General features: G+C 54.5%; 21 protein-coding genes. 8 read left to right on the top strand and 13 right to left on the bottom strand.

What is annotated here, in order from left to right; translation table 11 throughout:
• Window positions 1-6: 6 nt before the first annotated feature.
• Window positions 7-1845: a glutamine--fructose-6-phosphate transaminase (isomerizing) gene (glmS, locus tag ACZ47H_RS07865; protein WP_464933133.1), complete on the bottom strand. Its 1839-nt coding sequence runs from the start codon at window positions 1843-1845 to the stop codon at window positions 7-9.
• 125 nt (window positions 1846-1970) lie between these two features.
• Here glmS and ACZ47H_RS07860 point away from each other — a divergent pair, with 125 nt between their 5' ends.
• From ACZ47H_RS07860 to ACZ47H_RS07840, 5 genes are all read left to right on the top strand, one after another.
• The gene (locus ACZ47H_RS07860; protein ID WP_464933132.1) at window positions 1971-2552 is read left to right on the top strand and encodes a hypothetical protein; all 582 of its coding nucleotides are present in this window, start codon (window positions 1971-1973) and stop codon (window positions 2550-2552) included.
• 175 nt (window positions 2553-2727) lie between these two features.
• Window positions 2728-2901 (top strand): aldehyde ferredoxin oxidoreductase N-terminal domain-containing protein, encoded by a 174-nt coding sequence (locus ACZ47H_RS07855; protein WP_464933131.1) that lies wholly within the window; start codon window positions 2728-2730, stop codon window positions 2899-2901.
• Between the two features lie 4 nt (window positions 2902-2905).
• Window positions 2906-4594, top strand: coding sequence for an aldehyde ferredoxin oxidoreductase family protein (locus ACZ47H_RS07850; protein ID WP_464933130.1), 1689 nt, complete (start codon window positions 2906-2908; stop codon window positions 4592-4594).
• Window positions 4595-4674: 80 nt separating this feature from the next.
• Entirely contained in the window at window positions 4675-5904 is a 1230-nt protein-coding gene (locus tag ACZ47H_RS07845; protein WP_464933129.1) for an MFS transporter, read from the top strand.
• Window positions 5905-6022: 118 nt separating this feature from the next.
• Window positions 6023-6973 (top strand): DNA-methyltransferase, encoded by a 951-nt coding sequence (locus ACZ47H_RS07840; RefSeq protein ID WP_464933128.1) that lies wholly within the window; start codon window positions 6023-6025, stop codon window positions 6971-6973.
• A gap of 11 nt (window positions 6974-6984) precedes the next feature.
• On the opposite strand, the gene ACZ47H_RS07835 is transcribed toward ACZ47H_RS07840, so the two are convergent.
• Both ACZ47H_RS07835 and ACZ47H_RS07830 read right to left on the bottom strand, forming a co-directional pair.
• On the bottom strand, window positions 6985-7326 hold the full coding sequence (locus tag ACZ47H_RS07835) for a hypothetical protein (RefSeq protein ID WP_464933127.1): 342 nt from the start codon (window positions 7324-7326) through the stop codon (window positions 6985-6987).
• A 57-nt stretch (window positions 7327-7383) separates the two neighbouring features.
• Complete coding sequence (locus ACZ47H_RS07830; protein ID WP_464933126.1) at window positions 7384-7968, bottom strand: GNAT family N-acetyltransferase; 585 nt, start codon at window positions 7966-7968, stop codon at window positions 7384-7386.
• A gap of 146 nt (window positions 7969-8114) precedes the next feature.
• Here ACZ47H_RS07830 and ACZ47H_RS07825 point away from each other — a divergent pair, with 146 nt between their 5' ends.
• From ACZ47H_RS07825 to ACZ47H_RS07815, 3 genes are all read left to right on the top strand, one after another.
• Window positions 8115-9122 carry a 2-hydroxyacid dehydrogenase gene (locus ACZ47H_RS07825; protein ID WP_464933125.1) on the top strand — a complete coding sequence of 336 codons (1008 nt, stop codon included), beginning with the start codon at window positions 8115-8117 and terminating at the stop codon, window positions 9120-9122.
• A 15-nt stretch (window positions 9123-9137) separates the two neighbouring features.
• Window positions 9138-10838 carry a thiamine pyrophosphate-binding protein gene (locus ACZ47H_RS07820; RefSeq protein WP_464933124.1) on the top strand — a complete coding sequence of 567 codons (1701 nt, stop codon included), beginning with the start codon at window positions 9138-9140 and terminating at the stop codon, window positions 10836-10838.
• Between the two features lie 95 nt (window positions 10839-10933).
• A complete protein-coding gene (locus tag ACZ47H_RS07815; RefSeq protein WP_464933123.1) occupies window positions 10934-12877 on the top strand; it encodes a S16 family serine protease in 1944 nt (647 codons plus the stop codon).
• Between the two features lie 164 nt (window positions 12878-13041).
• Here ACZ47H_RS07815 and ACZ47H_RS07810 read toward each other — a convergent pair whose 3' ends face one another.
• The 10 genes from ACZ47H_RS07810 to ACZ47H_RS07765 form a co-directional block, all read right to left on the bottom strand.
• Window positions 13042-14100, bottom strand: a complete 1059-nt coding sequence (locus ACZ47H_RS07810) for an FAD-dependent oxidoreductase (RefSeq protein WP_464933122.1) — start codon at window positions 14098-14100, stop codon at window positions 13042-13044.
• Window positions 14101-14234: 134 nt separating this feature from the next.
• Complete coding sequence (locus tag ACZ47H_RS07805; RefSeq protein ID WP_464933121.1) at window positions 14235-15101, bottom strand: eIF2B alpha/beta/delta subunit family protein; 867 nt, start codon at window positions 15099-15101, stop codon at window positions 14235-14237.
• A 45-nt stretch (window positions 15102-15146) separates the two neighbouring features.
• A complete protein-coding gene (locus ACZ47H_RS07800; RefSeq protein ID WP_464933120.1) occupies window positions 15147-16253 on the bottom strand; it encodes a hypothetical protein in 1107 nt (368 codons plus the stop codon).
• Window positions 16235-17290, bottom strand: coding sequence for a DUF58 domain-containing protein (locus ACZ47H_RS07795; protein WP_464933119.1), 1056 nt, complete (start codon window positions 17288-17290; stop codon window positions 16235-16237). Before ACZ47H_RS07795 ends, ACZ47H_RS07800 begins: the two co-directional genes overlap by 19 nt.
• Window positions 17291-17398: 108 nt before the next feature.
• Entirely contained in the window at window positions 17399-18355 is a 957-nt protein-coding gene (locus ACZ47H_RS07790) for an AAA family ATPase (protein ID WP_464933118.1), read from the bottom strand.
• Window positions 18348-18599 (bottom strand): hypothetical protein, encoded by a 252-nt coding sequence (locus tag ACZ47H_RS07785; RefSeq protein ID WP_464933117.1) that lies wholly within the window; start codon window positions 18597-18599, stop codon window positions 18348-18350. The genes ACZ47H_RS07790 and ACZ47H_RS07785 overlap by 8 nt, the downstream gene beginning before the upstream one ends.
• A 70-nt stretch (window positions 18600-18669) precedes the next feature.
• Window positions 18670-19719, bottom strand: coding sequence for a hypothetical protein (locus ACZ47H_RS07780; RefSeq protein WP_464933116.1), 1050 nt, complete (start codon window positions 19717-19719; stop codon window positions 18670-18672).
• On the bottom strand, window positions 19709-21100 hold the full coding sequence (locus ACZ47H_RS07775; RefSeq protein ID WP_464933115.1) for a DUF4129 domain-containing protein: 1392 nt from the start codon (window positions 21098-21100) through the stop codon (window positions 19709-19711). Before ACZ47H_RS07775 ends, ACZ47H_RS07780 begins: the two co-directional genes overlap by 11 nt.
• Before the next feature lie 4 nt (window positions 21101-21104).
• Window positions 21105-22127: a DHH family phosphoesterase gene (locus ACZ47H_RS07770; protein WP_464933114.1), complete on the bottom strand. Its 1023-nt coding sequence runs from the start codon at window positions 22125-22127 to the stop codon at window positions 21105-21107.
• Window positions 22109-22675, bottom strand: a complete 567-nt coding sequence (locus ACZ47H_RS07765; RefSeq protein ID WP_464933113.1) for an HIT family protein — start codon at window positions 22673-22675, stop codon at window positions 22109-22111. Before ACZ47H_RS07765 ends, ACZ47H_RS07770 begins: the two co-directional genes overlap by 19 nt.
• Window positions 22676-22753 lie beyond the last annotated feature (78 nt).

Here is a 22753-nt window from a genome sequence, read left to right as displayed (position 1 = left end):
CCCCATCTACTCGACGGTAACTGTTTTAGCGAGGTTGCGGGGTTTGTCTGGATCATATCCCCTCGCCACCGCCATATGGTATGCTAGCAGCTGGAAAAATGGGATGATGCTGAAAGGCTCTAGTAGTATGTGTCTTGTGGGAGGCGAGTCCTGCACATCCACGTCGCCAGGTATGTCTAGGGAGAGGCTGGCAGGCTTAACCACCCTCACCCACGCCCCCCTAGCCCTCATCTCTATAGCGTTCCCGGAGACCTCTGGGGAGTCGCTGGTGCCTATAACGAAGACGGGGAATCCCTCCTCCACCAATGCTATGGGTCCATGCTTGCTCTCCCCCGCCGGGTAAGCCTCGGCATGCACATATGCTATCTCCTTCACCTTCAACGCCGCCTCCTTCGCAAGGAAGGCGCCGAGACCCCTCCCCAGAATATACATGCTCCTCTGAGGCAGCCTCCTCGAAAGCTCCCTCGCCTCCGAGTCCCCCACCTCTATCGCGTCCTTCGCCACTATCGCTGCCTCCCCCAGTAGGCCAGATAGCTCTTCAGCATCCTTCTCGTCAAGCCTACCAGTAGCGGCTCCGGTCTTAATGGCTAGGAGTTCTAGTAGGAGCAGCTGTGTTAGATAGGTCTTCGTAGCAGCCACCCCTATCTCGGGGCCGGCCCTGGTATAGAGGCTCATATCCGCTTCTCTAGAGAGGGCGCTCCCTATCACGTTGGTTATACCAAGGATCCTCGCACCCTTAGCCTTATAATGGGCTACCGCCTCGAGGGTATCGAATGTCTCACCGCTCTGGCTGATCGCCACCACTAGGGTGTCCCCGTCTACTGTAGGCTCGAGAACCTTGAACTCCGATGATATGAGTGGATAGGAGGCTAGGCCGGCGAGCCTGCTGAGGAAGTAGTGGAAGACGAGGCCCGCATGATAGCTGGTGCCGGCAGCCACGATAATTATCTTCCCCGCCCCTGCAAGGAGTCTAGCCGCCTCATCAAGGGCTGGGTCCTCTACGCTCCCATTGTAGGTATCGTAGAGGGCCTGGGGCTGCTCGTGTATCTCCTTGATCATAAAGTGGGGATAACCCGACTTGGACGCGGACTCCGGGGTCCACTCAACAGTCTTTACCCGGCCAGCAACCTCTCCACCCAGGACCTCCACGGGCCTGCTGTCGCTGAGCCTGTAGATCCTGGCCTCGTAGGGTGTTATGTAGCCGAGTTCTCCGTCTTCTAGGGGGAGTATCCTCCTCGTGAGGGGTAGCAGCGCGGTTATATCGCTCGCTACAGCGTTCTCCCTGTCCCCCAGGCCAAGTATGAGGGGGCTCCTCATCTTGGCGAAGTATACACGGTCCGGCTCCCTCGCATATAGTAGTGCTAGGGCATAGGTACCCTCGATCCTCGAGAGGGCCCGGGCAAGGGATTGGAGGAAGCTCAACCCCTCCTCCAACCCCTCCTCTATAAGGTGGGCTATGAGCTCGGTATCCGTCTCGCTAGCGATGCTGTGCTTCTCCGCCAGATCCCTTCGGAGAGAGGCAAAGTTCCTAATCACACCATTATGGACTACTGCGATTTCTCCATTACAGTCTAGTTGCGGATGCGCATTATAGTCTGTGGGGGGCCCGTGCGTTGCCCACCTGGTATGGCCTATCCCAGCCCTACCCTTCACCCCAGATAGATCCATCTTCCTCGTAAACTCATCTATGGTTCCAGCAGCCTTCCTTACCACTATTCCACCGTCGCTGATAACTGCAATACCAACGCTATCATAGCCCCTATACTCGAGCCGCCTCAGCCCCTCGATTAGAACGTCAACCACATCATCCCGCTTTGCACTAGTTACCCCTATAATACCGCACAAGCCCCTACACCGCCGTAGCGGAACCCCGGCTATAACCGGGCTGACCAGCTACAATAAAATGTCTTCTAATAATAAAATCTCCTCCACATTATTGCCCAGGTCCGTGGAGGGAGGTATCGTATAGCATGGTCGAGCCCTTAATCTCTGGGTTAAAAGCTCCAATCGAAGCCATAGTTAATCCAAGAAGGTTCTTCTCAAAACTCAGAGAATATACTAGGAGGTATGGAGTCTACTTCACGGCGCTCTTCTACATTGGAGCATGGATGGCGTCAACGTTTACAGCCTACTTCTTGATCCTAGCAATATACATGATCCGGGATATTGCGGGCTTCAATCTATCTGGCCTAATACTATCACCCATCACGACACTAGTCTACAGCTTCCTCTTCCCGCTCGTAGCGGCGGGGCTCGACTCACTGCTCATAATTATTCCCGTATACTATGCTAGGAACAGGCCTCCCCTCCACACAGTTATAGCTGTCAAAGCGTCTAGCCTCCTACCCTACACTATACGAGTCGTGCTCCTTGCAGCCTCAGGGGATCTCTCCCTACGAAGCCTGGTGGAGGCCTCAACATCCCTTTACAGCCTCATACCCCTACTAGCAGGGACCCTGCTAACATACTATGGACTGGTGAGGATCGGAGTGCCGAAGCCACACTCGGCGGTAGGAGCGCTCCTGCCACTCCTTTACAAGCTCGCCCTCTAGCCTGTAAACCCGGGGGCCTCGGATTAAACACGGCTCCTCAACCGCGCAGCCATAGGAGGGCTGCGCGTTGGTTCACGGCCGTATCCTCACAGGCCCCCTTATCTAGGAGAAGCTTATAGGTGAGGGGGATAAACCAGATAGTCTACAGGAGCCCTTAAGGGGAGGGGTGATTATAGTGGTATTCGATGAATTCCATATACTGCGGGTAAACCTAACCAGTGGAAAGGCTAGAGTAGAAGAGCTGAGAGAGGAGGATGCCCGCCTATTCCTTGGCGGGAAGAGCCTGGGGACCCTACTAGTTTACAGGGAGGTGCCTCCCGGAACAGAACCCCCTATCAAAGTACAATAAGATCGTGTTCGCATCCGGCTTCTTCAACGCGCTCGTACCTGGAGCCAGCAAGATAAGCGTGGTTTCAAAGAGCCCGTTAACAAACCTCATACACGACAGCTCATCCGGAGACTTCTTCGGCCCGCTGCTGAGGAAGGCTGGCTACAATGCCCTCATCGTGGAGGGGGCTAGCAGGGACCCCGTCTACATCTGGATCGAGAACGATAACGTCGAGGTCAGGGACGCGAGTAAGATGTGGGGTAAAGACGCCTCGACAGCAACCAGGATGATAAGGGCGGAGACAAGCGAGAAGGCGAGCGTCGCAGCGATAGGCCCTGCCGGGGAAAACCTGGTTAGGATCGCTAACATAACCTTCGATGGAGAGAGGGCTGCGGGTAGGGGAGGACTAGGGGCAGTAATGGGTTCTAAGAAGCTCAAGGCTGTAAGCGTATACGGGGACAAAGCCCCTAAGGCTGCTAGGCCGGAGGAGCTCAAAGAGCTTGGGAGGAGGTGGTACGAGCACTTCTCGACCAGCCCCCGCTATGAGGATACGAGAAGGTATGGTACGACCAACGCTCTCCTATACTCGAGCCAGATGGGGATGAGCCCCAGCTATAACTTTAGGAGGCCATGGATACCCTTAGAGCTCGCGCAGAAGCTCTCTGGTGATGAGATTAAGAAGAGGGAGGTTGATCCTCCATGGTATATTCACGGGGCGAGCTGCCCTATCAAGTGCGCAAGGTACGCTAGAGCCAAGTACAAGGGGAGGGAGTTTACGGTTAAGCCCGAGTACGAGAGCCTAGCCATGCTGGGGGCGGCGACGGGCGTATTCGACCTTGACGCTGTCCTCTACTTCAACAGGCTCGCTAACGATCTAGGGCTGGACTCTATAAGCGCGGGTAACACCATTGCCTGGTTCCTCGAGCTGGTCGAGGATGGATTAATCGATCCCAGAGAGCATGGTGTAGAGGCTAAGGGCTTCGGAGACACTGACGCCGTAGAGAAGCTCCTCAACATGATAGCGTATAGGAGGGGTGTTGGAGCAGTACTCGCTGAAGGAGTAATGAGGGCATCCCGGATCCTAGGAGTAGGCGGGGATAGAGCGGTTCACGTGAAGGGCCTAGAGGCCCCCGCATGGGATCCCCGGGGTAGGAGGGGTCTAGCAGTCAGCTATGCAACCGCCGATGTGGGCGCCAGCCACCTTAGAGGGTGGCCCTCCACCAGGGACCCTCCATCTAAGGGTCCAGCGAAGGAGGTTGTGGAGAGCATGGCCTACAACAGGGACGTAGACGCGCTGCTGGACACCCTCGGCCTCTGCAGATTCGTCCCCTACAAGGAGAAGGTCATCCCCGAGTTCTACGAGCTAGTCACTGGAGAGAAGACTAGCCTCGACGAGCTACTACTAGTGCCTAGGAGAGCGGAGGCCCTAGCCAGGATATACGGTGTTCTAGACCACCTGCACCCTCCGATCGACGATGATATACCAAAGAGGTGGATGGAGCCGATAAGCGAGGGACCCCTTAAGGGCGAGAAGGCCTTCATAGATGAGAGGGACAAGGTTGAGGCGATAAGGAAATACTACTCGTTGAGGGGATGGCATCCAGAGCTAGGAGTGCCCCTGCCCGAGACCGTGGAGAAGCTTGGTCTCGAGTGGGCGCGGGGCGACGCGCTGAAGACCCTAGAGATCGCCTCCCGTAGAGAGGGATTGATGTAACCCTTCACCCACCATTTTTACTATGCCATCCTATATATCGGTCTCCTAGAACACCATCCCCCTGGAGGGCGCCGAGGCCATTGAACAGTCAACTGAAGAAGCTGATACTAGCAGGATTGCTCGGCGGAATAGCATGGGGAATAGTATGGGCGGTGCTAGCACCCTACCTCCGCATGCTGGGCTACTCTGGGAGCGAGTACGGGTTAATGGGTAGCACCGCGGTCCTCTCCGGAGCGCTATTCACCTTCCTCGGAGGGACCCTCAGCGACAAGTATGGTTCGAGGAGAATACTATCAGCTGGCCTAGTCCTGCAGTCGATAGCCCTCCTACTCATATCTACTGGCCGAGCCTACTATGTCGCGGGTGGATTCTTCATAAATGGAGCGGCTAATGGCCTGAGCTTTGTGGCCCAGGAGGCCCTCCTGGCAAGGACTGGTAGGGATGAGGAGCTACACTACACCTTCAGCTATGTGACCGCCGCCTCTACACTGGGAGGTGGGCTTGGGAGCCTGCTCGGATGGGCCCCAGTGATAGCACGGGATGTTTTCGGTATAGGGTTGGTCGAAGCCTACCGGTACACGATTATGGCGGCCTCAATACTCCCCCTAGCAACCATACCCCTCATCCTATCTATCAGCGAGCGTATGGCCCATGGAAAAGGTGGAGGCTACGGACTCCTCGAGGCGGCTAGACGCTTCACTAGACGCTTCTATATTGTAGCGGCTACGAACGTGTTGATAGGCTTCGGAGCCGCGATGAGCATCCACAACATAGACTACTACTTCGCCGCAAAGTACAATGTGACGAGCGCCAGCCTGGGGAGCGTGCTCGGCCTCCAACAGTTGGCGATGGCGGCGCTAATGACGCAGATGCCCCGGCTCGCGGATAGAGTAGGAGGCGTGCTGAAGGTTTACCTGGCGCTGAGCTACAGCAGCGTCCCACTCCTAATAGCAATGACCCTCACAAACAACTTCCCCCTAGCAGCAGCACTATACCTTGTAAGGAGCATACTCATGAATGTTGCGAATCCCCTGTTCAACGCATTCGTAATGAGGCTAGTACCCCTAGAACTCCGGGGCACGGCATCAGCTTTCCTAAGCCTCTCATGGACGATACCAGCGGGTGCTGGGAGGGCTGTTGGAGGATGGCTCCTCGATAAAGACTTAGAACTCCCCCTGAGAGCTACTGCAGGATTCTACACTGTCGCGCTAACCGTCCTTGCACTCGTCTTCAAGGACGAGATCTCGAGGGGAGAGGATATGTCCATGGGAATGACGGGGGAGGGGCTCAGGGATGTACTTTTTGAGTAGAGCGCAATGATATCGTAGTGTCACCTCTATAACCATCGAGACCGAAATACATTATCCGGCACTAAGAACCCTGGAATGCGGCAGGTATTCGCCACGGGCCGTTTAAGGGTTATGGTTTATGAAGAAGGGGGAATCGGGTAGGGATAAGGGGACGCGAACTAGCAGGTTTGGTGCCCCGGGTAGGGTCTCCCATGACTCTACTCCGTTTTATAATAGAAGGCTATATGAGGACATAGCTCTCCCCAGCCCCGCCAATGAGGCTGTGGTGGAGAACCAAGTCCCCCAAGCACTCCTGGATAAGGTTATCCATGATGACGCCAGAAAAGTCCTCCCGAAACTACCAGATAATAGTGTACACCTTATGGTTACTTCTCCCCCTTATAATGTTGGGAAGGAGTATGATGAGGACCTAACCCTGAGAGAGTATCTTGACTTCATAGAGGAGGTGATGAGGGAGGTTTATAGGGTGCTGGTGTGGGGTGGACGGGCTTGTGTGAACATCGCTAACCTCGGACGGAAGCCCTACATCCCCCTCCACGCCTACCTTATGGAGAGGTTTGAGAGTATAGGCTTCCTCCTACGGGGGGAGGTTATATGGGATAAGGGGGACGCGGTCTCAGGCTCCAGCACTGCTTGGGGCACGTGGATGAGCCCCGTAAACCCCACTCTCAGAGACCAGCACGAATACATCATAATACTAAGCAAGGGAAGCCTAAAGAGGCCCAAGCCGCCTGGGAAGAGGAGCACGATCACACGGGACGAGTTCCTAGAGTATACTAGGAGCGTATGGCGGTTCCCACCGGAGAGCGCGAGGAGAGTAGGGCACCCAGCCCCATTCCCCGAGGAGCTACCATACAGGTGCATCCAGCTCTACACCTTCACGGGAGACGTAGTATTAGACCCATTCGCAGGCTCCGGAACCACATGTGTGGCAGCACGCAAGACGGGAAGACACTACCTCTGCATTGACATAAACAAGGAGTATGTCAGGCTGGCGGAGAGACGAGTTGAGGAGGCGGGTAAGCATCCGCCTTTGACATGGTTCATGAGTGAGCCTTTTGACGATTAGGCTGCTGGGCACTATGTGTTCTCGGTGCTGATGGGTTTTGGCTCCCTTATCTCTTCGGGGATCCTTTTGACACGAAAGACGCCTATCCTCCAGTCTTCGTCTGAGAATGGGTCTTCAGGCTCGATAACTTCTATCAGCTCGGCCTCTGCCCCTAGGTCTTCTAGGACGTACTTGAAGTCCTCTACCCAGTCGTTTATGCCGCAGGTCTCGCAGAAGCTCCCCTCGAACCTCACCACCACCCTGTCCCCGGTTATCCTTACCAGCTCCGCAGTGCTCTCTGGAGCCCTGTACCTATTGTAGAATCGTATAGCATGGTCTATGAACCTCTTAAGCTTCAAGCTAACGATCTCCATGGCAGGGGTCCCTCTTTCCCGATAAATCCCTATAGGTGAGGTTAAAATTGCATCCCTCTATACCCTCGCCATTCCACTCTTGAGCCTCCTCCATGGCTCGTAGCAGATCTTCTTGAAAACGGTCTCCACCCTACTGGGGTCTAGGCGGGCTAGGATATCTAGCCCGACCTGGGCGGGCTTGTAGGCCAGGTATGAGTCCTCGTAGGCGCAGGCCGCCCTTTCTATCCTGGCGAGCGCACTGCGGCCTATGATCGATTCCGCCATCTTGTATGGTAGAATCTCGTATCCTATGCTTTGGAACATCCTTATGCTGGCCGTGTTGCCCTCGGCTATGGTCGCCATGTAGGCGTCGCTCTTGGCTTCCTCCTCAACGCTTAGTACCAGTGCTCTGCCGACTCCCTCCTTCCTAGCCTTCTCAGCTACTACGACGTAGTATATGATGGTAGCCTTCTCTCCACGTGTGGTTGGGAGTATATAGTATATGACCGCGCCGACCGGTGTATCGTCGAGGATGGCGACAAGCTGCTTTGCTACCCCGCTCTTAACAGCTTCTATCGCGTAGTAGGCGTGCCACTCCCCCATGGCATCGACTAGCAGGTCTTTAACCGTCTCAACCCGCCCCTCCTCTATCCTCAGCGCCATCCCCATGCCCCACCACATGAATTCAAGACTTGGAGGGTAATATTGCGGGGTTATCCGTATGCCTAGCCCGCTGGGGCTGGGACCGTTATCCACAATAACCTCCAGACTTACCAGTATATAGTGATCCCGTCCGTTTGGTGGTCCTAATGTCTGGTAGGGATTCATATGTCATTGTAAGCATGAGTCCCCTCCCCGAGTCGTTCCTCAAAACCCTCTTCGCCCCCTATGCTGGACAGCTCGATAAGCCCCTCGAGTTCATAGTCGTCACTGCCAGGGATAGTAAGGAGCGTATACTCGAGGCTCTCGAGAAGGCGGATGTAGTGATTGGAGACTACTCCTTCTCTCTACCCATCACTGCAGAGATGTGCGAGCACATGAAGAATGTTAGACTGATCGCCCAGCCCAGCACGGGCTTCGACCATATTGATATAGAGGCCTGCGCGAAGAAGGGTATACCGGTAGCTAATATTGGCGGCGCCAACTCGGTCTCGGTCGCTGAGTACACGATCATGGCTGCCCTAGCCCTTCTCAAGCGCCTCATCAAGGCCCACCTGGATGTATCTGAGGGGAAGTGGAGCCAGTGGGAGCTGATGGAGCTTGGCACCTATGACCTCTACGGGAAAACGTGGGGGATCATAGGTATGGGCCGCATTGGCCGGCAGGTGGCTAAGAGGCTCAGGGGGTTCGATGTAAGGATACTATACTATGACAAGTACAGGCTCCCAGAGGATAAGGAGAAGGAGCTGGGAGTAGAGTACGCTCCCCTCCCCAAGCTGCTCAAACTGAGCGACGTAGTCTCAATACACGTCCCCCTGACTGAGGAGACGTATCACTTGATCGGTGAAAGGGAGCTGAGGCTGATGAAGCCTACGGCCGTGCTCATCAACCCAGCGAGGGGTGAGATCGTTGATGAGGAGGCTCTAGCTAGGGCTCTAAGCGAGGGCTGGATCCTTGGCGCCGCGGTGGACGTGTACTCTAGGGAGCCCCCGGGACCCGATCATCCACTGATAAAGGTTAAGAATGTGAATATAATTAGAACCCCGCACATCGCTGGAGCAACCAGCGACAGCAGAGCCAGGATAATACAGGCTACCGTCGAGAACATTGTACGGGTCCTGAAAGGGGAGAAGCCGGTTAACGTCGTCAACATGTAGTGGTGTGTAGGGCGAATGGGCATGAGCGGTGCTAGGAGCCTTGGAGACTACATAGCGGAGTTCCTTAAAGCGATAGGTGTCAGGAGGGTCTATGGAATAATCGGTACAAGCGTAGTCGACCTCGTAGACAGCCTGTACGAGTACAGGGGCGAGTTGAGATATGTGTCAACCCGTCACGAGCAGGTAGCAGTTGCCATGGCGGATGCCGAGTACAGGACTACTGGTAACCTTGCAGCCGCACTCGTCCACGCCGGGCCCGGCTTTCTAAACTCTCTCCTAAGCCTTGGAGTAGCGTATAAGGACAGGGTCCCCCTCATACTGATCTCGGGAGGGGTCAGGAGGAGGCTGTACGGCACAGACTCATGGCTCGAGGTGGACCAGCAGAGCATAGCTAAGCCCCTCACAAAAGCCGCAGTGAGGCTGTCGAGCCCCGATGAAGCTGGGGAGGCCCTCTCCCAGCTAGTAAGGAAGGCTCTCACGCCGCCAAAGGGCCCAGTACTCCTCGAGGTGCCGGAGGACTTATGGAAGATGAGCGGGGACTTCGGCCCCCTGCCAAGCGGGCTCGAAGAGCTGGCCCCCACTCCTACTAGGCCGGATAAGGAGTCTGTGGAGAGGATTGCTGAGAGTATGGTTAAGGCGAGCAGGCCCCTCATATATGCATGCGGGGAGAGCCTCGGGGAAAACATTACTGCGATCCTAGACGAGATCGCTGAGAGGCTCGGCGCATATATTGTTACCAGTGGCAATGCTAGAGGAGCCTGCAACGAGAGCACCAAGCGCTGCCTGGGGAGAGTAGGCTTCGGCGGAGGCTTTCTACCCGCCGATAAAGCCCTTGAGAGGGCAGACACCATACTCGTCCTAGGCGACGAGCTGGACGATATAGCTACCTACGCCTACACGCTGTACCCTGAAGGCGACCTCATAGTTGTGTCGGAGAACCCGATTGTTGACAAGAGGCCCATATACATATCGCACCGCATCGTCGCATCCCCATACCATACCGCTCTCCACCTCCTGGAGAACCTGCGGAAGAATAATGTGAGGAAGGAGAACAGCGAGTGGGACGCGGAGATAGAGGGATACATTAAGGCTTGGGAGAACCTCCTGAATGAGGCTGTCTCCCGCAAGTATAGCGGTTATGTGAACCCCAACCTCTTCTTCAAGAAGCTCGGGGAGAAGCTGGGTCCAGACGATATAGTAACCGGGGGGCAGGGGACCCACATAGTATACACCTACGACTACATCAGGATATCCAAGCCGGGCAGGTTCCTTGCAGCCACAAACCTGGGTGCCATGGGCTACGCATTCCCAGCCGCGCTCGGAGCTAAGATAGCCAACCCGGAGAGCCAAGTTATAGCGGTGGTCGGGGATGGAGAATTCATGATGACAGTCCAGGACCTGGAGACTGCTGTAAGAGAGGGGATCCCCGTGAAGGTTGTAGTAGTAAACGACGACTCCTACAGAGTCCTCTACCTCCGCCAGATGATCCAGAAGGCCGGCAGGGTATATGGGACCCTCCACTCGAACCCCAGCTTCGAAGCCCTCGCAAGGGTATTCGGGGCCGAGGGCAACACGGTGTCGAGCGATGAGGAGATAGACGACGCGATAAGGGAGATGCTCGAATCCGACAAGCCGTACGTGCTTGACCTGAAAATAAGCAGGGAGGACATGCCGCCCCTCAACCTAGACGCAACCCTACGGATGAGCGGCCCATAAACAAACCCTACCCTCCTCTTCCAACATAAATTCCAAAGGTCAACCCGTATTAACCTAGAAGGCCGCCCCTCTCTCCAACCTGGTGCGGAGGGAAAATGGCTAGGGGGACAAGTATAGTACTCACTATAATGTTGTTGCTCTCACTATCCACTCCAATATCCACCCACGCCACCGTCCAAGAGTACTCCTGGACAAGATCCTGTAGCGTCCACATTGTGGCAGTTTCAAGCAGTGGAGGCGGGGTTGCAGGGAACCTCACGGTTAGAGTAGCATACCCGGGATCCGGCAAGGTGTACATCTCTACTAGCCCAGCCTCCATGGTAGATACCCAGGGCAGTGCTAGAATCGCTGCTTTCGCCGCGAGCCTCCTGGCAGGGGTCGACATGACCCGGTACGACTTCTTCTACGATGTCCAGTCGAACTCCATCATTATAGGGGGCCCGAGCGCTGGATTCGCGATGGCACTCGCAACCCTCATGGCTCTTGAAAACGTGACTTGTAGGAGCGATTTTGCATTGACCGGTATGATCCAGCCAGATACTAGTATTGGCCCCGTTGGGGGCTTGAAGGAGAAGCTGGAAGCGGCTGCCAGTGTTGGCGCGAAGCTCTTCCTAATCCCCGCAGGGCAAGAAGTCTACACATACTATCAGACGAAGTATGAGAGGATCGGCCCCTTCATTAAGGTTGAGAGGGTCCCTGTAACAGTGAACCTCACAGAGTACGGTTCAAAGCTGGGCGTCAGGGTAGTATCCATAGCAACTCTTGAGGATGGGTTCAGGGTGATCACTAACAAGAGTCTAACCAGCACAGGAGTCAACTTAACCATACCCGTACGCGTCTCAGAGGCAGTCAAAGGCTTCGTCGAGTGGGCCAATAAGACTGTTGGAGCCGGCCTCGACTCGATCCAGAACAAGGATAACGGCTTCGTAAAGGCTCTAAGCGAGAACGCCACAAGCAAGTTAAAAGAATCCGCCGCTCTGCTGGAAGAGGGAAGAATATACCAGGCAGCCATATCCGCTGTCAGCGCATTAGAGTACGCTTACACCGCCGAATACGCAGACACTGCCCTTGCAAGCGACTATAAGGTTACACCAGTAGTCGACGATGTAAATGCCACGATCAATAAAGTGTATAGCGAGCTGGTAGAGGCTGGCAGGGGGAACCTTACTCCCGTCCAGGTTGAGACTCTGGCGAAGGCCTGGGCTAAGCTAGGTATAGGCGCCTACTACTTCCAGGGAGCTCTCAAATCACTTTCTATGAGGGGAGGCGACTACTACCTCCCAATAACCCTGGGCGGGGTAGACCTTGCCCCACTCGTGTACCTCGGGGAAGCCCGTGCCCTTGCTGTGTGGGCGGAGTTCTGGTTTAATCTCTCGAGCACCGTGCCAGTTTACATGGCTAAGCCTGTTGAGGCGTCGAGGCTCAACGAGGTATCTAGGCTACTGGAGGCGGAGGCTAGGAGCGCGACAGCATACCTCCAGACGATCCTGGATGAGGCGGGGGCAAACACTTCACGGGCCAGCCTCCCGCTCTTCCTGGCAGAACAAGCCCTCACAATAGATGATCCCATCGCTAGGATCGGGTTCTCCATAGAGTCTATAGCCCTCACAACCACAGTGATCCATGAGACATTTACGCTCGACCCAGCAAGGACTGCAGCCGGATTAACATCCCTTGCACTAACCCTGTACAAGAGGCTCGATGGGGGATCGATCCAGATACCACTCCTTGTAAGCCTCGCTATGCAGGGTAGCAGCTCCTCTAAGACCCCTGTCCTAGCCTCGAGCAGGGCAGTGCTATATGGGTGGCTTACTTGGGAGCTCTCAAGCCAGACTTCGAGCATCTCTACTCCAGCCTCCACAACAACCACGACCCATACAGGATCCAACACTACAGCAACCACCACGAGCAGCATGGGCGGATCAAGCAAGGAAACAGGCGGGGGCGTTAGCGCAGCTTATCCGCTTGCACTAGCATTGACCGCTGTGGTAAGCCTTATGCTAGGAGTGGTAGTCGGCTGGCTCGCCCTCCGCGAGTAGGCGGCTCTGCGGGGGTGAGCCAGCCTCTTGTTTTCCTCACAGCACAGGGGGCTCGGAGCCCGACTCTACAGCATCGCCGCCTTCAATGTATTGTTGGCTTAGGATTTGCTGGTTAAATAGGATATTAGGAGGTTATGGAGACGGCGGTACTATTTTATCCAGGTTTACTTGCTTGTGAGGTACTCGTGGATTTTCTTCGCCGCGTCCATCCCGCTCTTGAGGGCGGGTCCTATGAGGCTGGGACCGTGCCTCACGTCCCCAGCCGCGAAGACGCCCTCCCTGGAGGTCATGAAGTTCTCGTCGGTTACTATGGTGCCGTGTGGGTCTACTTTTATCCCGCAGCAGCCGTCCTTGAAGGGTGGTGTGGGGAGTACTCCTACTGCTTTGAGGACGTAGTCGAACTCCTCCTCGAACTCGCTGCCCTCTATTGGCACAGGCCTGGGCCTCCTCTCGGCGCTCGACTGCACCAGCCTGTTCCTCACGAATTTGACTATCTTCTTCCCATTCTCCTCCCTGAACTCTACTGGCTGTGTTAGCTCCCAGTACTTTGCGCCCGCGGCTATCAGGTTGTCTATCTCCCTCTTGCCCATGGGGGCATACTCTGCCGTCCTCCTATAGCTGAGGACGACCTCCTTGACCTTGCCCTTGAACTCCTCGTAGGTTAGAGGCATGAGGACGGCGTCAGCTGCCGTTAACCCTCCTCCAATGACGAGGACTCTCCCCTCGAGCTTCGGTACAGTGTCCCATGGCTTGTACCCGTACTTGGCCATGTGGACCGAGACTATCCACTCTACCGCCGGATAGACCCAGCCTAGATCCTCTCCGGGAACATTCATATCCCTAGTCTTCCAGGTACCCGTCGCTATCAGGGTGGCATCGTACTCGTTTATGATGTCCTCCAAGCTCACTCTCTCCGAGGGTGATATTACTTCATCCATTAGTCCTAGGCTACCGGTTGTGTCAACCTTCGTCCTTAGGACGAATTTGACTCCAGCGTCCATTAGCTCCTTTATGCCCTTCCTCACGGGACCCTTGGGTATCCTTGTTATTGGTATGCCGAACATTATTAGGCCTCCGGGCTCAGGGTTCTGGTCGTATACTACTACCTCGTGGCCCTTACACCTTAGGAGTCCGGCGGCTCCCAGGCCGGCGGGGCCTGCACCTATGATGGCGACCCGCTTCCCGGTTGAGGGGGGTATCTCCTTGCACCTTAGGAACTTCACTTCTAAACACCTTCCTCCATCTAGCACTCACTGTATAGTCTCGAATTAAAACCGCTCAGAATAATTCTGTCCATACAGCTGCCTTCGCAGGGGATCGTATTGTGGCCTCCCCTGCATCTTAATGGCTGGATTAACTACTTCTCTCCGAGGACTTCACCGATCATCTGGGACCAGAGGCTGCTTACCTCTCTACTAGTGTACTCGATAATCCCTCTCTCAGTAATCGCTGCTTTGATGAGGTCCTCGGGGGTTAGGTCGAAGAGGGGGTAACGGGTGGGGCCGTATCCTGGCGCTAGATATGTTCTTTCTTCTATCACGTGGGTCTTACAGGTCGAGTCTGGGTGTATTTTCATGGAGTCGAATACCCCTACTACCGGTCTCTCGTAGTACCTTGCTATTAGAGCCAGCTGCCTGGTGCCTAGCTTGTTTACGAGGCATCCATCCCTTGTCACAGCGTCTGCCCCAACGAGTATGTAGTCGGATTGCTCGGCTGCCTCGTACATCATCGTGTCTGGGAGGAGTCTTACACTTGCTCCAGAGTCCCGGAGGTTTGCGGCTAGTATTGCTCCCTCTCCTCCAGGCCTGCTCTCCAATACAATGATCTCCTGTAGGTCGCCTTTGAGCGTATGGAGTATCGCCTCGATGGTTGAGCTGTAGCTGAATGTAGCAATCCTCGCTGCTCTTGGAAGATTCCTCGCCGCTTCCCTGATCAGCTCGAGGCTCCTCTGCTGATGGTATAGAATGTTGCGCGCCACGATTTTCAGGTCAATCCCCTTACTACAGGCCTCCTGGAGGATGTATGACAGATTTGCTAGGGGGGCCATGCTCTTGTTCGCCCCCCTTATAAGCTCAGCCGCCTCATGTATCCTCTGGCAGATGAGGAGTCCGTTCTCATAATCCTCGATAACGGCTCTCGTGATCGTGTATAGGCTCCACCTTGCGCCCCGGATCTTCTCCCTTCTAACCTCTTCGACTGCCTCCTCCAGCATGCTACGCTTCAATACCTATTCATCCTCCGCGTAAATGTGGGGGTTCTCCCTCCTATATTACCCGCCCCAGAATAATTGGACCATTAGGTCGAGGATTCTCGCCAGGTTCTTATAGTAGTCTTCCCCGGGATTGGCTAGTTTCCCCGATAACGGTTCCTGCGCGGGGGATGGAGTACCGTGGACTGCTTCCTTTAGGAGTGCAATGGGATCATAACCTGCGGCTACATACATGGCTAGTGCGAGTAGTAGGGCTATGGTGAGCCCGTATACTGCTCCCGCATAGGATGGCTTCCTGATCCTATTTGATGGAAGTGTTCTCACCATTAGTGAGACGAGCATCTTGAGGGGTATCCATGCTATTATTGTGGCTGTTAGGGAGGCTAGGACTGCGATCCATCCCTCCCCGAGGCTCAGGTGGGAGGATAGTGTGGAGACGAGATCCTCTACTGGGGGGTAAATGATGGGGGCGACGAGGAGGGTTAGAAGTATGCTTGAACCCCATTCCAGGGCCCCATACTGGGCGCCCTTAAACTCTACTATCGTCTCCCTCTCCTTCATTAATTGGACCATTCTTAGGGCTCTCCTCGCCTCCCCTCTGGAAAGGTATGCTATCGTGAGGTCTGCTAGGGAGGAGAGGGCTTTGTAGGCGAATGAGAGGAGTATGGCTGAGACTAGTATCCTGTAGGCTAGGGTGGTTGAGAGGGCTGATACTACTACATCTGCATCCCCTGTTAGAGGAGGCTTTATTGACAAGGCTTTGTATAGGAGGTAGCCTAGGCCATAACCGGTTATGGCGAATAGCATGTAGACGAGTAGGTAGGCGGTGGTCCCGGCGGTGAGGCGGAAGCTGCTTTCAACCCTCATACTCCTACTAGTGTACCTGTACGTTATTGCTAAGGCGGGTGCTGGGAGTATGTATAGTGGCAGGGTTGTGATGGGGTTTATCGCCTCTGCCCCTACTAGGGCTAGGAGGGGGGCCCAGTAGAGCCTTGTCGATAATACGCCGGCGAGGCTTAACCCTACTAGTCCATACGTGGTTAGGGGCTTGAGACCGTAGGGTATAGTTGTGATGGCTAGTACAGCGTAAAGCTTCATGGTATAATAGAGTACCGTGGCAACGTACAGCCCTCCTACGATCGCTCTCGCTATCCTGGCGCCCTCCAATACGCTTCCACCTTCCCATCCCTATACTCCAATAATAAGACCGGGATACCGTGTTCTAGCAGGATAGGCTCCACCATGCCGAGCATGTCGCTAACAATTCTGGAGGGGCCGGCGATAACCAGTACGGGCCTCGCCCGAACATACTTGGCCAGATACTCTGCTAGAATAGCGGCTGTGTTGAATGGTAGCGGGCCCGCGGGGGGAGTGTTTGCTAGCCCGTCTAGGACTCCGTAGAATCCCTTACCCGCCAGGCTTGGAGGCGTTATGACAGGTTCTCCTGCGAGGCCTATGTATCCTATGAGTTGATTATAGGAGGATAGGATCATTGCTAGTCCCGCCAGTCTCCTGGCTAGGACTTCGAAGAGCGTCTCACCGGGCTTTCCCTCGTCCCCCTCCGGGCCGGGCGAGAACATTATGATCGTTGGGCTAGCAGCCTCCTGCCTCATCTCCTTCACTATCAGTGTCGCGAGCCTCGCTGTCGCCTTCCAATCTATAAGCCTGGGATCGTCACCCTCCACATACTCTCGTACTGCGTAGAATTCTAGCCCGTGCTTCTCTGAAGTCCGAGCGGCTGTCGAGAGGATTACTCCTTCAGTTTCACTCTTAGATTCTGGCTCAACTACCTTCGGCCTCCCCTGGATGTATCGGTCCCCGTTAGGCTCTAGGGTTATGGTTGCCCTGTATAGGCCTAGGAGGTCGGTTACTGTCACCATTACTTCGCCGAACCTCCTCCTCCCAGCTCTGGCTACGAGCTTGTAGTTTGTGGTTATACGGGAGCCTGGTAGGAGGAGTAGTCTCACCTTCCCGTAATCGACTGTCATGGAGCCTTTTGGAGGTGTATCCATTATCTCAACCGCCACGGGTGGTGGGAGGGTCCCTCGAGTACTTAGCTGGAATAATACTAGTGCAAGCCTCCCCTCAACAGGGGCTCCTGGAACTATCCTCTCGAGCCTCTGGGCTAGAATGCTTATTCCATGATGAACTGCTAGAATGCTGGCTAGGGGGAGGCTGGCAAACGCTAGCCCCGCTTCGAGCATGTAGAGGTTATCCTGGTAAATCCCCCATCCAATCAGGAATAACCCGGTAAAGACTACAAGGTGCCCGGCTGCGGTGAGCCTCTTCTCTCGTAGCCTGGCTAATTGGGGTCACCTCGCTGGCGGGGTTGGTGTTGGCACGCTTGCTAGGATTTGCTCCACTATTCTTGAACCCACATTGGGCTCGCTTGAGACTCCTGGCTTGGGTATTATTCTGTGCGAGAGGACATTAACAGCTACCTCCTTTACATCGTCTGGTAGAACGTAGTCCCTCCCATGCATAGCAGCCCACGCCTGGGCAGTTCTTAGGAGGAATATAGAGGCTCTTGGGCTGGCTCCTAGCCTCACCATTGTATGGGTCCTTGTCGCCCTCACGATGGAGACTATGTAGTCAATTATAGGCTCAGCCGCCCTGACTCCCCTTATAATCCTCCTGGCTTCTCTAACATCTCCTCCAGCCGCTACGGGCTCCACGTTGAACTCCTCTATCCTGTCTATTCTCTTCAGTATCTCCTTTTCCTCCTCCTCCGTAGGATATCCTATATCGATCTTCATGAGGAACCTGTCTATCTGGGCTTCTGGGAGCGGATACACGCCCTCGAACTCAACAGGGTTCATTGTCGCTATTACTATGAAGGGCTCTGGAAGCTTATAGGATACCCCCTCCACCGTTACCTGTCCCTCCTGCATAGCCTCTATGAATGCGCTCTGAGTCCTCGGGCTTGCCCTGTTTATCTCGTCGGCTAGGATGATATTGGCGAATATCGGGCCCTTCCTGAACCTGAACTCCCCCCTGGCCTGGTCGAATATCATTGTTCCAAGTATATCGGCTGGCAGCAGGTCTGGGGTGAACTGTATCCGTTTAAACTCTAGGTCCAAGCTCATTGCTATAGCCTTAGCTATACTCGTCTTGGAGACGCCTGGCACACCAACTAGTAGTACGTGGCCCCCGGCGTAGAGGGATGCGAGTATGAGCCTTATCTCCTTCTCCTTACCAACAATTACCTTTGACACCTCACCCATTATCCTAGCCGTCATCTTCTCCACGAAGCCTACTCCGTCATCCATTCTCCTCTCCCCTCACAATCCTCACAGCATCCACGTAGTCGTAGACTCCTGCAAGGGATAGCACTGTTGCCAGATCCTCTAGCACCCTACGCCTAACCCCTCCCCACAACGGGATATACCTTACCAATAAATTAGCGGTTTTAACCCTCCTGCACGAAGACATAATCTCCCTCCTGAGGCGTTCAACCTCTTCGCCAACCAGCCCCTCTGGGGGTGAGAGCACCTCTACCCTCCTCACAGCCATGTCACAAGCCTCCCTAGCCCCCCTCCAACCTCCAAAGGGCACGGCCGGGAGCCTTCGCACCTTCATCTTCTCACTTGCCTTGCGCTTCCGCCTCTCTCCATAGAGGCCTGAATAGATGGAGGATGAAGCCAGTATAGAGGCGAGGCCAGCAACTATTAGAGGGGTCAAGCCGATTCTTGTCTAGGGCTTGAATAGATAGTTTCTCGAGCGAAGCATAAGCTTTGGATGCGGCCATCAATAATACTGAGGGGTGGAGGCTCAGGACTAGCTGGAGGCTCTCGCTCCCTGGAGAAACGTATAGTTCCTCGTCGGAGACTACTAGTGTAGTGTTTGGAGAATCAACCCTCTCCCGTATTAGGGTGTCGAGGTATTCTAGCGACTCGTTAACGGTCCCCGTCTCCAGGTTAACAGCTATAGTGCTGTCAGCGATAATGACCACGCTCCCCTTCATAGACCTGCACTCTGCGCCGACAGCGTACCATTCACCCGCGTAGGGCTGGGAGGGATAGGGCCATGCTGCAGCGATAACCTGGTAGCCGTTGATTGGCTGGGGTAGGAAGGGTTTGGCGGGGTAAACGAGGGGGTCTCCAGACCAGGTAATGTAGCCTGTGAATCCTGTTGGAAGGAGGTACTCCCTATCGCCAGCTATACCGTAGAATGTTGATATGGTAGAGTTCAGGATCCCGATTATTCTGGGCGGGTTCGACCCGCAAATGAGCTGTGAGGCATTCCATGCCAGAGCCTCGACAGGTTGCCGGGGGGCCTCGTCTAATAGGATGAAGTGGACTCTTTTCCCCTCTTTAAGAGCCTGCGCTATTATCATGGAGGCCTCTCTCAAACTAGCGTTGTCGGGGAGGGTCCCTCCTACTGCCAGGTAGACTAGGTCTGATATGTTCGCCAGGCTCGGTAAGCCGCTCGCCCCATAAATGATAGCGGTCCTATATCCCCTCTCCGCGAGCCTCTCCCATAATAGGCTGGTGCCTGATGGTGCAGTGTTTAAGGGGTAGGGGGCATCTGTTGGTATGGCTATCTTTAACAGTATGTTCCTGGGGAGGTACTCGAGGCTGGCTAGGAGTGCTATTACTATGAGCAGTGTTGCCAGGAGTTTTTTAGACTCCACCAGTCACCAGCCTCCTGATCTCGCCTGTACAGGTTTTAGGATCGATCAAACCGGTTCTGCCGGCGAATTCTTCTTCCTCATAGGCCTGAGTTATGCTCTCTAATAAGGCAATCGTATTGGAGGAGACCTGTTCTCGGATTCTTTCAAGGTACTCCCTCGGCGTCTCATAAGCCTCCTTGGGGAAACCTCTAAGCTTTAATGCTAGTATTAGTGCCTTGTAGCACCACCTTGCGCCCGCGTTCCTAGGGGGCTTAGAGAATAGTATCCTTGCGAGTGTGGCGGCGGGGGCCAGCTTATCCCTCTCCACCCCCACCGCGACCGCTAGTAATCCGATTATGGAGACCCATATTATGTGTGGGGTGAGAGGAGACACGTGTATTGAAGGGGCTGATAAGCCTCCTCCACCCCCCTGGTATTCTAGTCTAGCCTTCTCCGCCTCCTTTACTACCCCCTGAAGGTTTGTGAGGAACGAGGATAGGTTCACCTCCACCTGTTTCTTGTTCTCGGCATTCTCCTCTTGCCCTGTTAGTATGGGGGTGCCGTACTTCTCCTTGTAGAGCCTTAGAGCTTTAGCATATGTATCCCAGCTGATTAATCCTCTTTTAGCGTAATCGTTTAGGGTTCTGAGAGCGTTTAACGCCTCTTGCTTTGAACCGTTCTCTATGCTCGTGAAGAGTTGCTGGATAATTGTCTCATTAACTTTTAACCCGCCTTGCTCTATGAGCTTGACAACATCCCATCCCAGCCTTCCTTCGAGAGCTGACTGGATAACGCTTGGATACGCTGCGAAGCTGGGAATGTGGAACGCCTCAACTATATACTTTCCATTGTATCTGACGGTTTCGTTGAATGTTAGGAGCGTCACTATGGTGTCTAGTGCGGAGTAGAATTGTATTGTTGACTTGGGTGCTAGGCAGTCCTGGAGCCCTGGTGGGGCGTAGGGGTTTGGAATGAGGAATACCTGGACTGATGCTCCCTTCAACTCTATCTCTTGAGGGCATGCCGCCATCTTTACGGGATAGTCTCTTGCAAGATCCCTGAGGTCGCCAGCAGCTAATACTGAGACGAGCTTCCGTAGCGACCATAGAAGGCCCTGGGCTCCCTGGGTGTCGTTGGCGAGGAAGCTTTCGTAAATGGAGTGTAGTAGTGGGGGTATGGGGCCGAGGGTGGTTATCTTCTTCCCTGTTATGTTGGCGGCATAGAGGGACTGGTAGTATGCTATGTATGAGATGTAGGCTAGATCATAGTTGTCTACGAGAAGAGTGCCCTGTGGGGTTATAGTCTGCTTGGGTATGAATGGGGGGTGTCTGGGGAGCTCTTCAGCTAGCACAATTGGAGCGGCTACAAGCATTATTATCATTATGGCTGGAATGAGTCTCATCAATCTACATCATCCTTGCAGACTCTACCTCGGCCCCTACCCCTCTACATACACCTGTCTCCTCGGCGGTCTTAAGTACTAGTCTCGCCGCGAACCTTGAGATGCTCCTCCGCCATATCCTCCCGAGGAGCCTAGCCGTGAATGGGATGTCGAGCTTTGCCCCCGCTGCTCTCGGGTGCCCTCCCCCGCCGAGGGCTGATGCTATTATTTGCACGTTCACGCTTCTACTTCTCAGGCTTATTCCTCCATTGCTCCTTATGATAACTGCTATATCGCTCCTATACCTGGAGAGGAGGCTTGCACCTATGAAGCTGTTTGATGGAGGCCCGTGCTCCTTGAATGTGGCTGCCACTACGCATTCTCCCCTTGCTACGTAGGTTCGTGATAGGATCTCGTTGAAATTGAGTAGCTCCTTGTTCACATATTCTTGAAGCTTCTCCTCTATCTCCTCATCCCAGAGGATCCCGTTAGAGAACTTCTCTATCAGCCTCCTACGCCACTCTTCAGGCCCTTCCCCATACCTCGTATCCGCCACCCTATAGAGCTTCGGAGCGAGGGGGTGGTCCCACCTCCACAAGTCGGCGGCGCAGACAGCCGCCTCCATCTCCCTCAGATAGTCGCCTATCTCCCTGTTATTGTACTGGGTTGCATACCTGGCGACTACTCCTGTTGCACAGGTCCTCGTGTCTATGGTAAGCCTTACTCCCACATTCCTCATAGACTCCTGCCATTCCACGGGCCATATGTGGTGGTCATACCAGTCTACAGCGGCTCCCCTGCCCGTGATTTCTTTTAGAGCGTTAATGGTCTCTGTTATGGAAGACTTGTTGGGGCCGAGATCTGATATTACTAGAGTATCGCCCCCTGTTATCTCCCCCTTTATACTGTTTAGGACCTCGTGTATATTGTATGGTTCGGCGAATAGTATTGTTGCTTCGTTAATTGTCCTACCATATGCTATGAGTGCGGCGGCCGCTGACCCTGCTCCGTCCAGATCTGTATGGGTCACTATGAAGAGGTGCCCCATTCTAGCCCTTCCTCCTCGGCTACCTCCTTAACTTTCTCCGGCAGGGCTTTTCTTAGATTCCTATATGTGTCCTCGAGCGGCTCTGGTACTACCTTTGTCCCAGAGAATATGACTGTGAAATTAGTGTCTCCCCTCCACCTGGGAAGCACGTGGATGTGCACGTGGCCAGCGATGCCTGCTCCCGCAGCCTCACCCATGTTCACCCCGATATTGATTCCATGGGGCCTGTAGACTTCCTTCAACGCCCGTATGGCTGCTTTGAGCAGCAGCATCATCTCCGCCAACTCCGGGAGACTCAGCTCGTCTAGCCCAGAAACGTGTCTGTAGGGGATTATCATTAGGTGGCCGGAGTTGTAGGGGTACCTGTTTAGAATCACATATGACAGCCTCCCCCTGTAGACAATTAGGGCCTCGTCATCGCTCTTCTCTACTACCTTGCAGAAGACGCAGCCCTCAACCCTCTCCGCGCTCTTAATGTACTTGATCCTCCATGGAGCGTATAATATCTTGTACCATGGCTTTGGCCACTCGCCTTCCTCTCCATTCAAAGCCTGCACCCCGTAAACAGCATATACTCCCGCTATTTAGAACCCAGCATGTAGGTTAAACAGTGGAGAGTGCATGAG

The organism is Thermodiscus maritimus (assembly GCF_055382595.1).
This window is presented reverse-complemented; position numbering and strand designations above follow the sequence as displayed.

Excerpts from the sequence above, each read along its gene's own strand:
- ACZ47H_RS07860 (WP_464933132.1), top strand. The coding sequence starts at position 1,971 with ATGGTCGAGCCCTTAATCTCTGGGTTAAAAGCTCCAATCGAAGCCATA.
- ACZ47H_RS07840 (WP_464933128.1), top strand. The coding sequence starts at position 6,023 with ATGAAGAAGGGGGAATCGGGTAGGGATAAGGGGACGCGAACTAGCAGG.
- ACZ47H_RS07835 (WP_464933127.1), bottom strand. The coding sequence starts at position 7,326 with ATGGAGATCGTTAGCTTGAAGCTTAAGAGGTTCATAGACCATGCTATA.
- ACZ47H_RS07830 (WP_464933126.1), bottom strand. The coding sequence starts at position 7,968 with ATGGCGCTGAGGATAGAGGAGGGGCGGGTTGAGACGGTTAAAGACCTG.
- ACZ47H_RS07825 (WP_464933125.1), top strand. The coding sequence starts at position 8,115 with ATGTCTGGTAGGGATTCATATGTCATTGTAAGCATGAGTCCCCTCCCC.
- ACZ47H_RS07820 (WP_464933124.1), top strand. The coding sequence starts at position 9,138 with ATGGGCATGAGCGGTGCTAGGAGCCTTGGAGACTACATAGCGGAGTTC.
- ACZ47H_RS07815 (WP_464933123.1), top strand. The coding sequence starts at position 10,934 with ATGGCTAGGGGGACAAGTATAGTACTCACTATAATGTTGTTGCTCTCA.
- ACZ47H_RS07795 (WP_464933119.1), bottom strand. The coding sequence starts at position 17,290 with ATGCTCGAAGCGGGGCTAGCGTTTGCCAGCCTCCCCCTAGCCAGCATT.
- ACZ47H_RS07790 (WP_464933118.1), bottom strand. The coding sequence starts at position 18,355 with ATGGATGACGGAGTAGGCTTCGTGGAGAAGATGACGGCTAGGATAATG.
- ACZ47H_RS07785 (WP_464933117.1), bottom strand. The coding sequence starts at position 18,599 with ATGGCTGTGAGGAGGGTAGAGGTGCTCTCACCCCCAGAGGGGCTGGTT.
- ACZ47H_RS07775 (WP_464933115.1), bottom strand. The coding sequence starts at position 21,100 with ATGAGACTCATTCCAGCCATAATGATAATAATGCTTGTAGCCGCTCCA.
- ACZ47H_RS07770 (WP_464933114.1), bottom strand. The coding sequence starts at position 22,127 with ATGGGGCACCTCTTCATAGTGACCCATACAGATCTGGACGGAGCAGGG.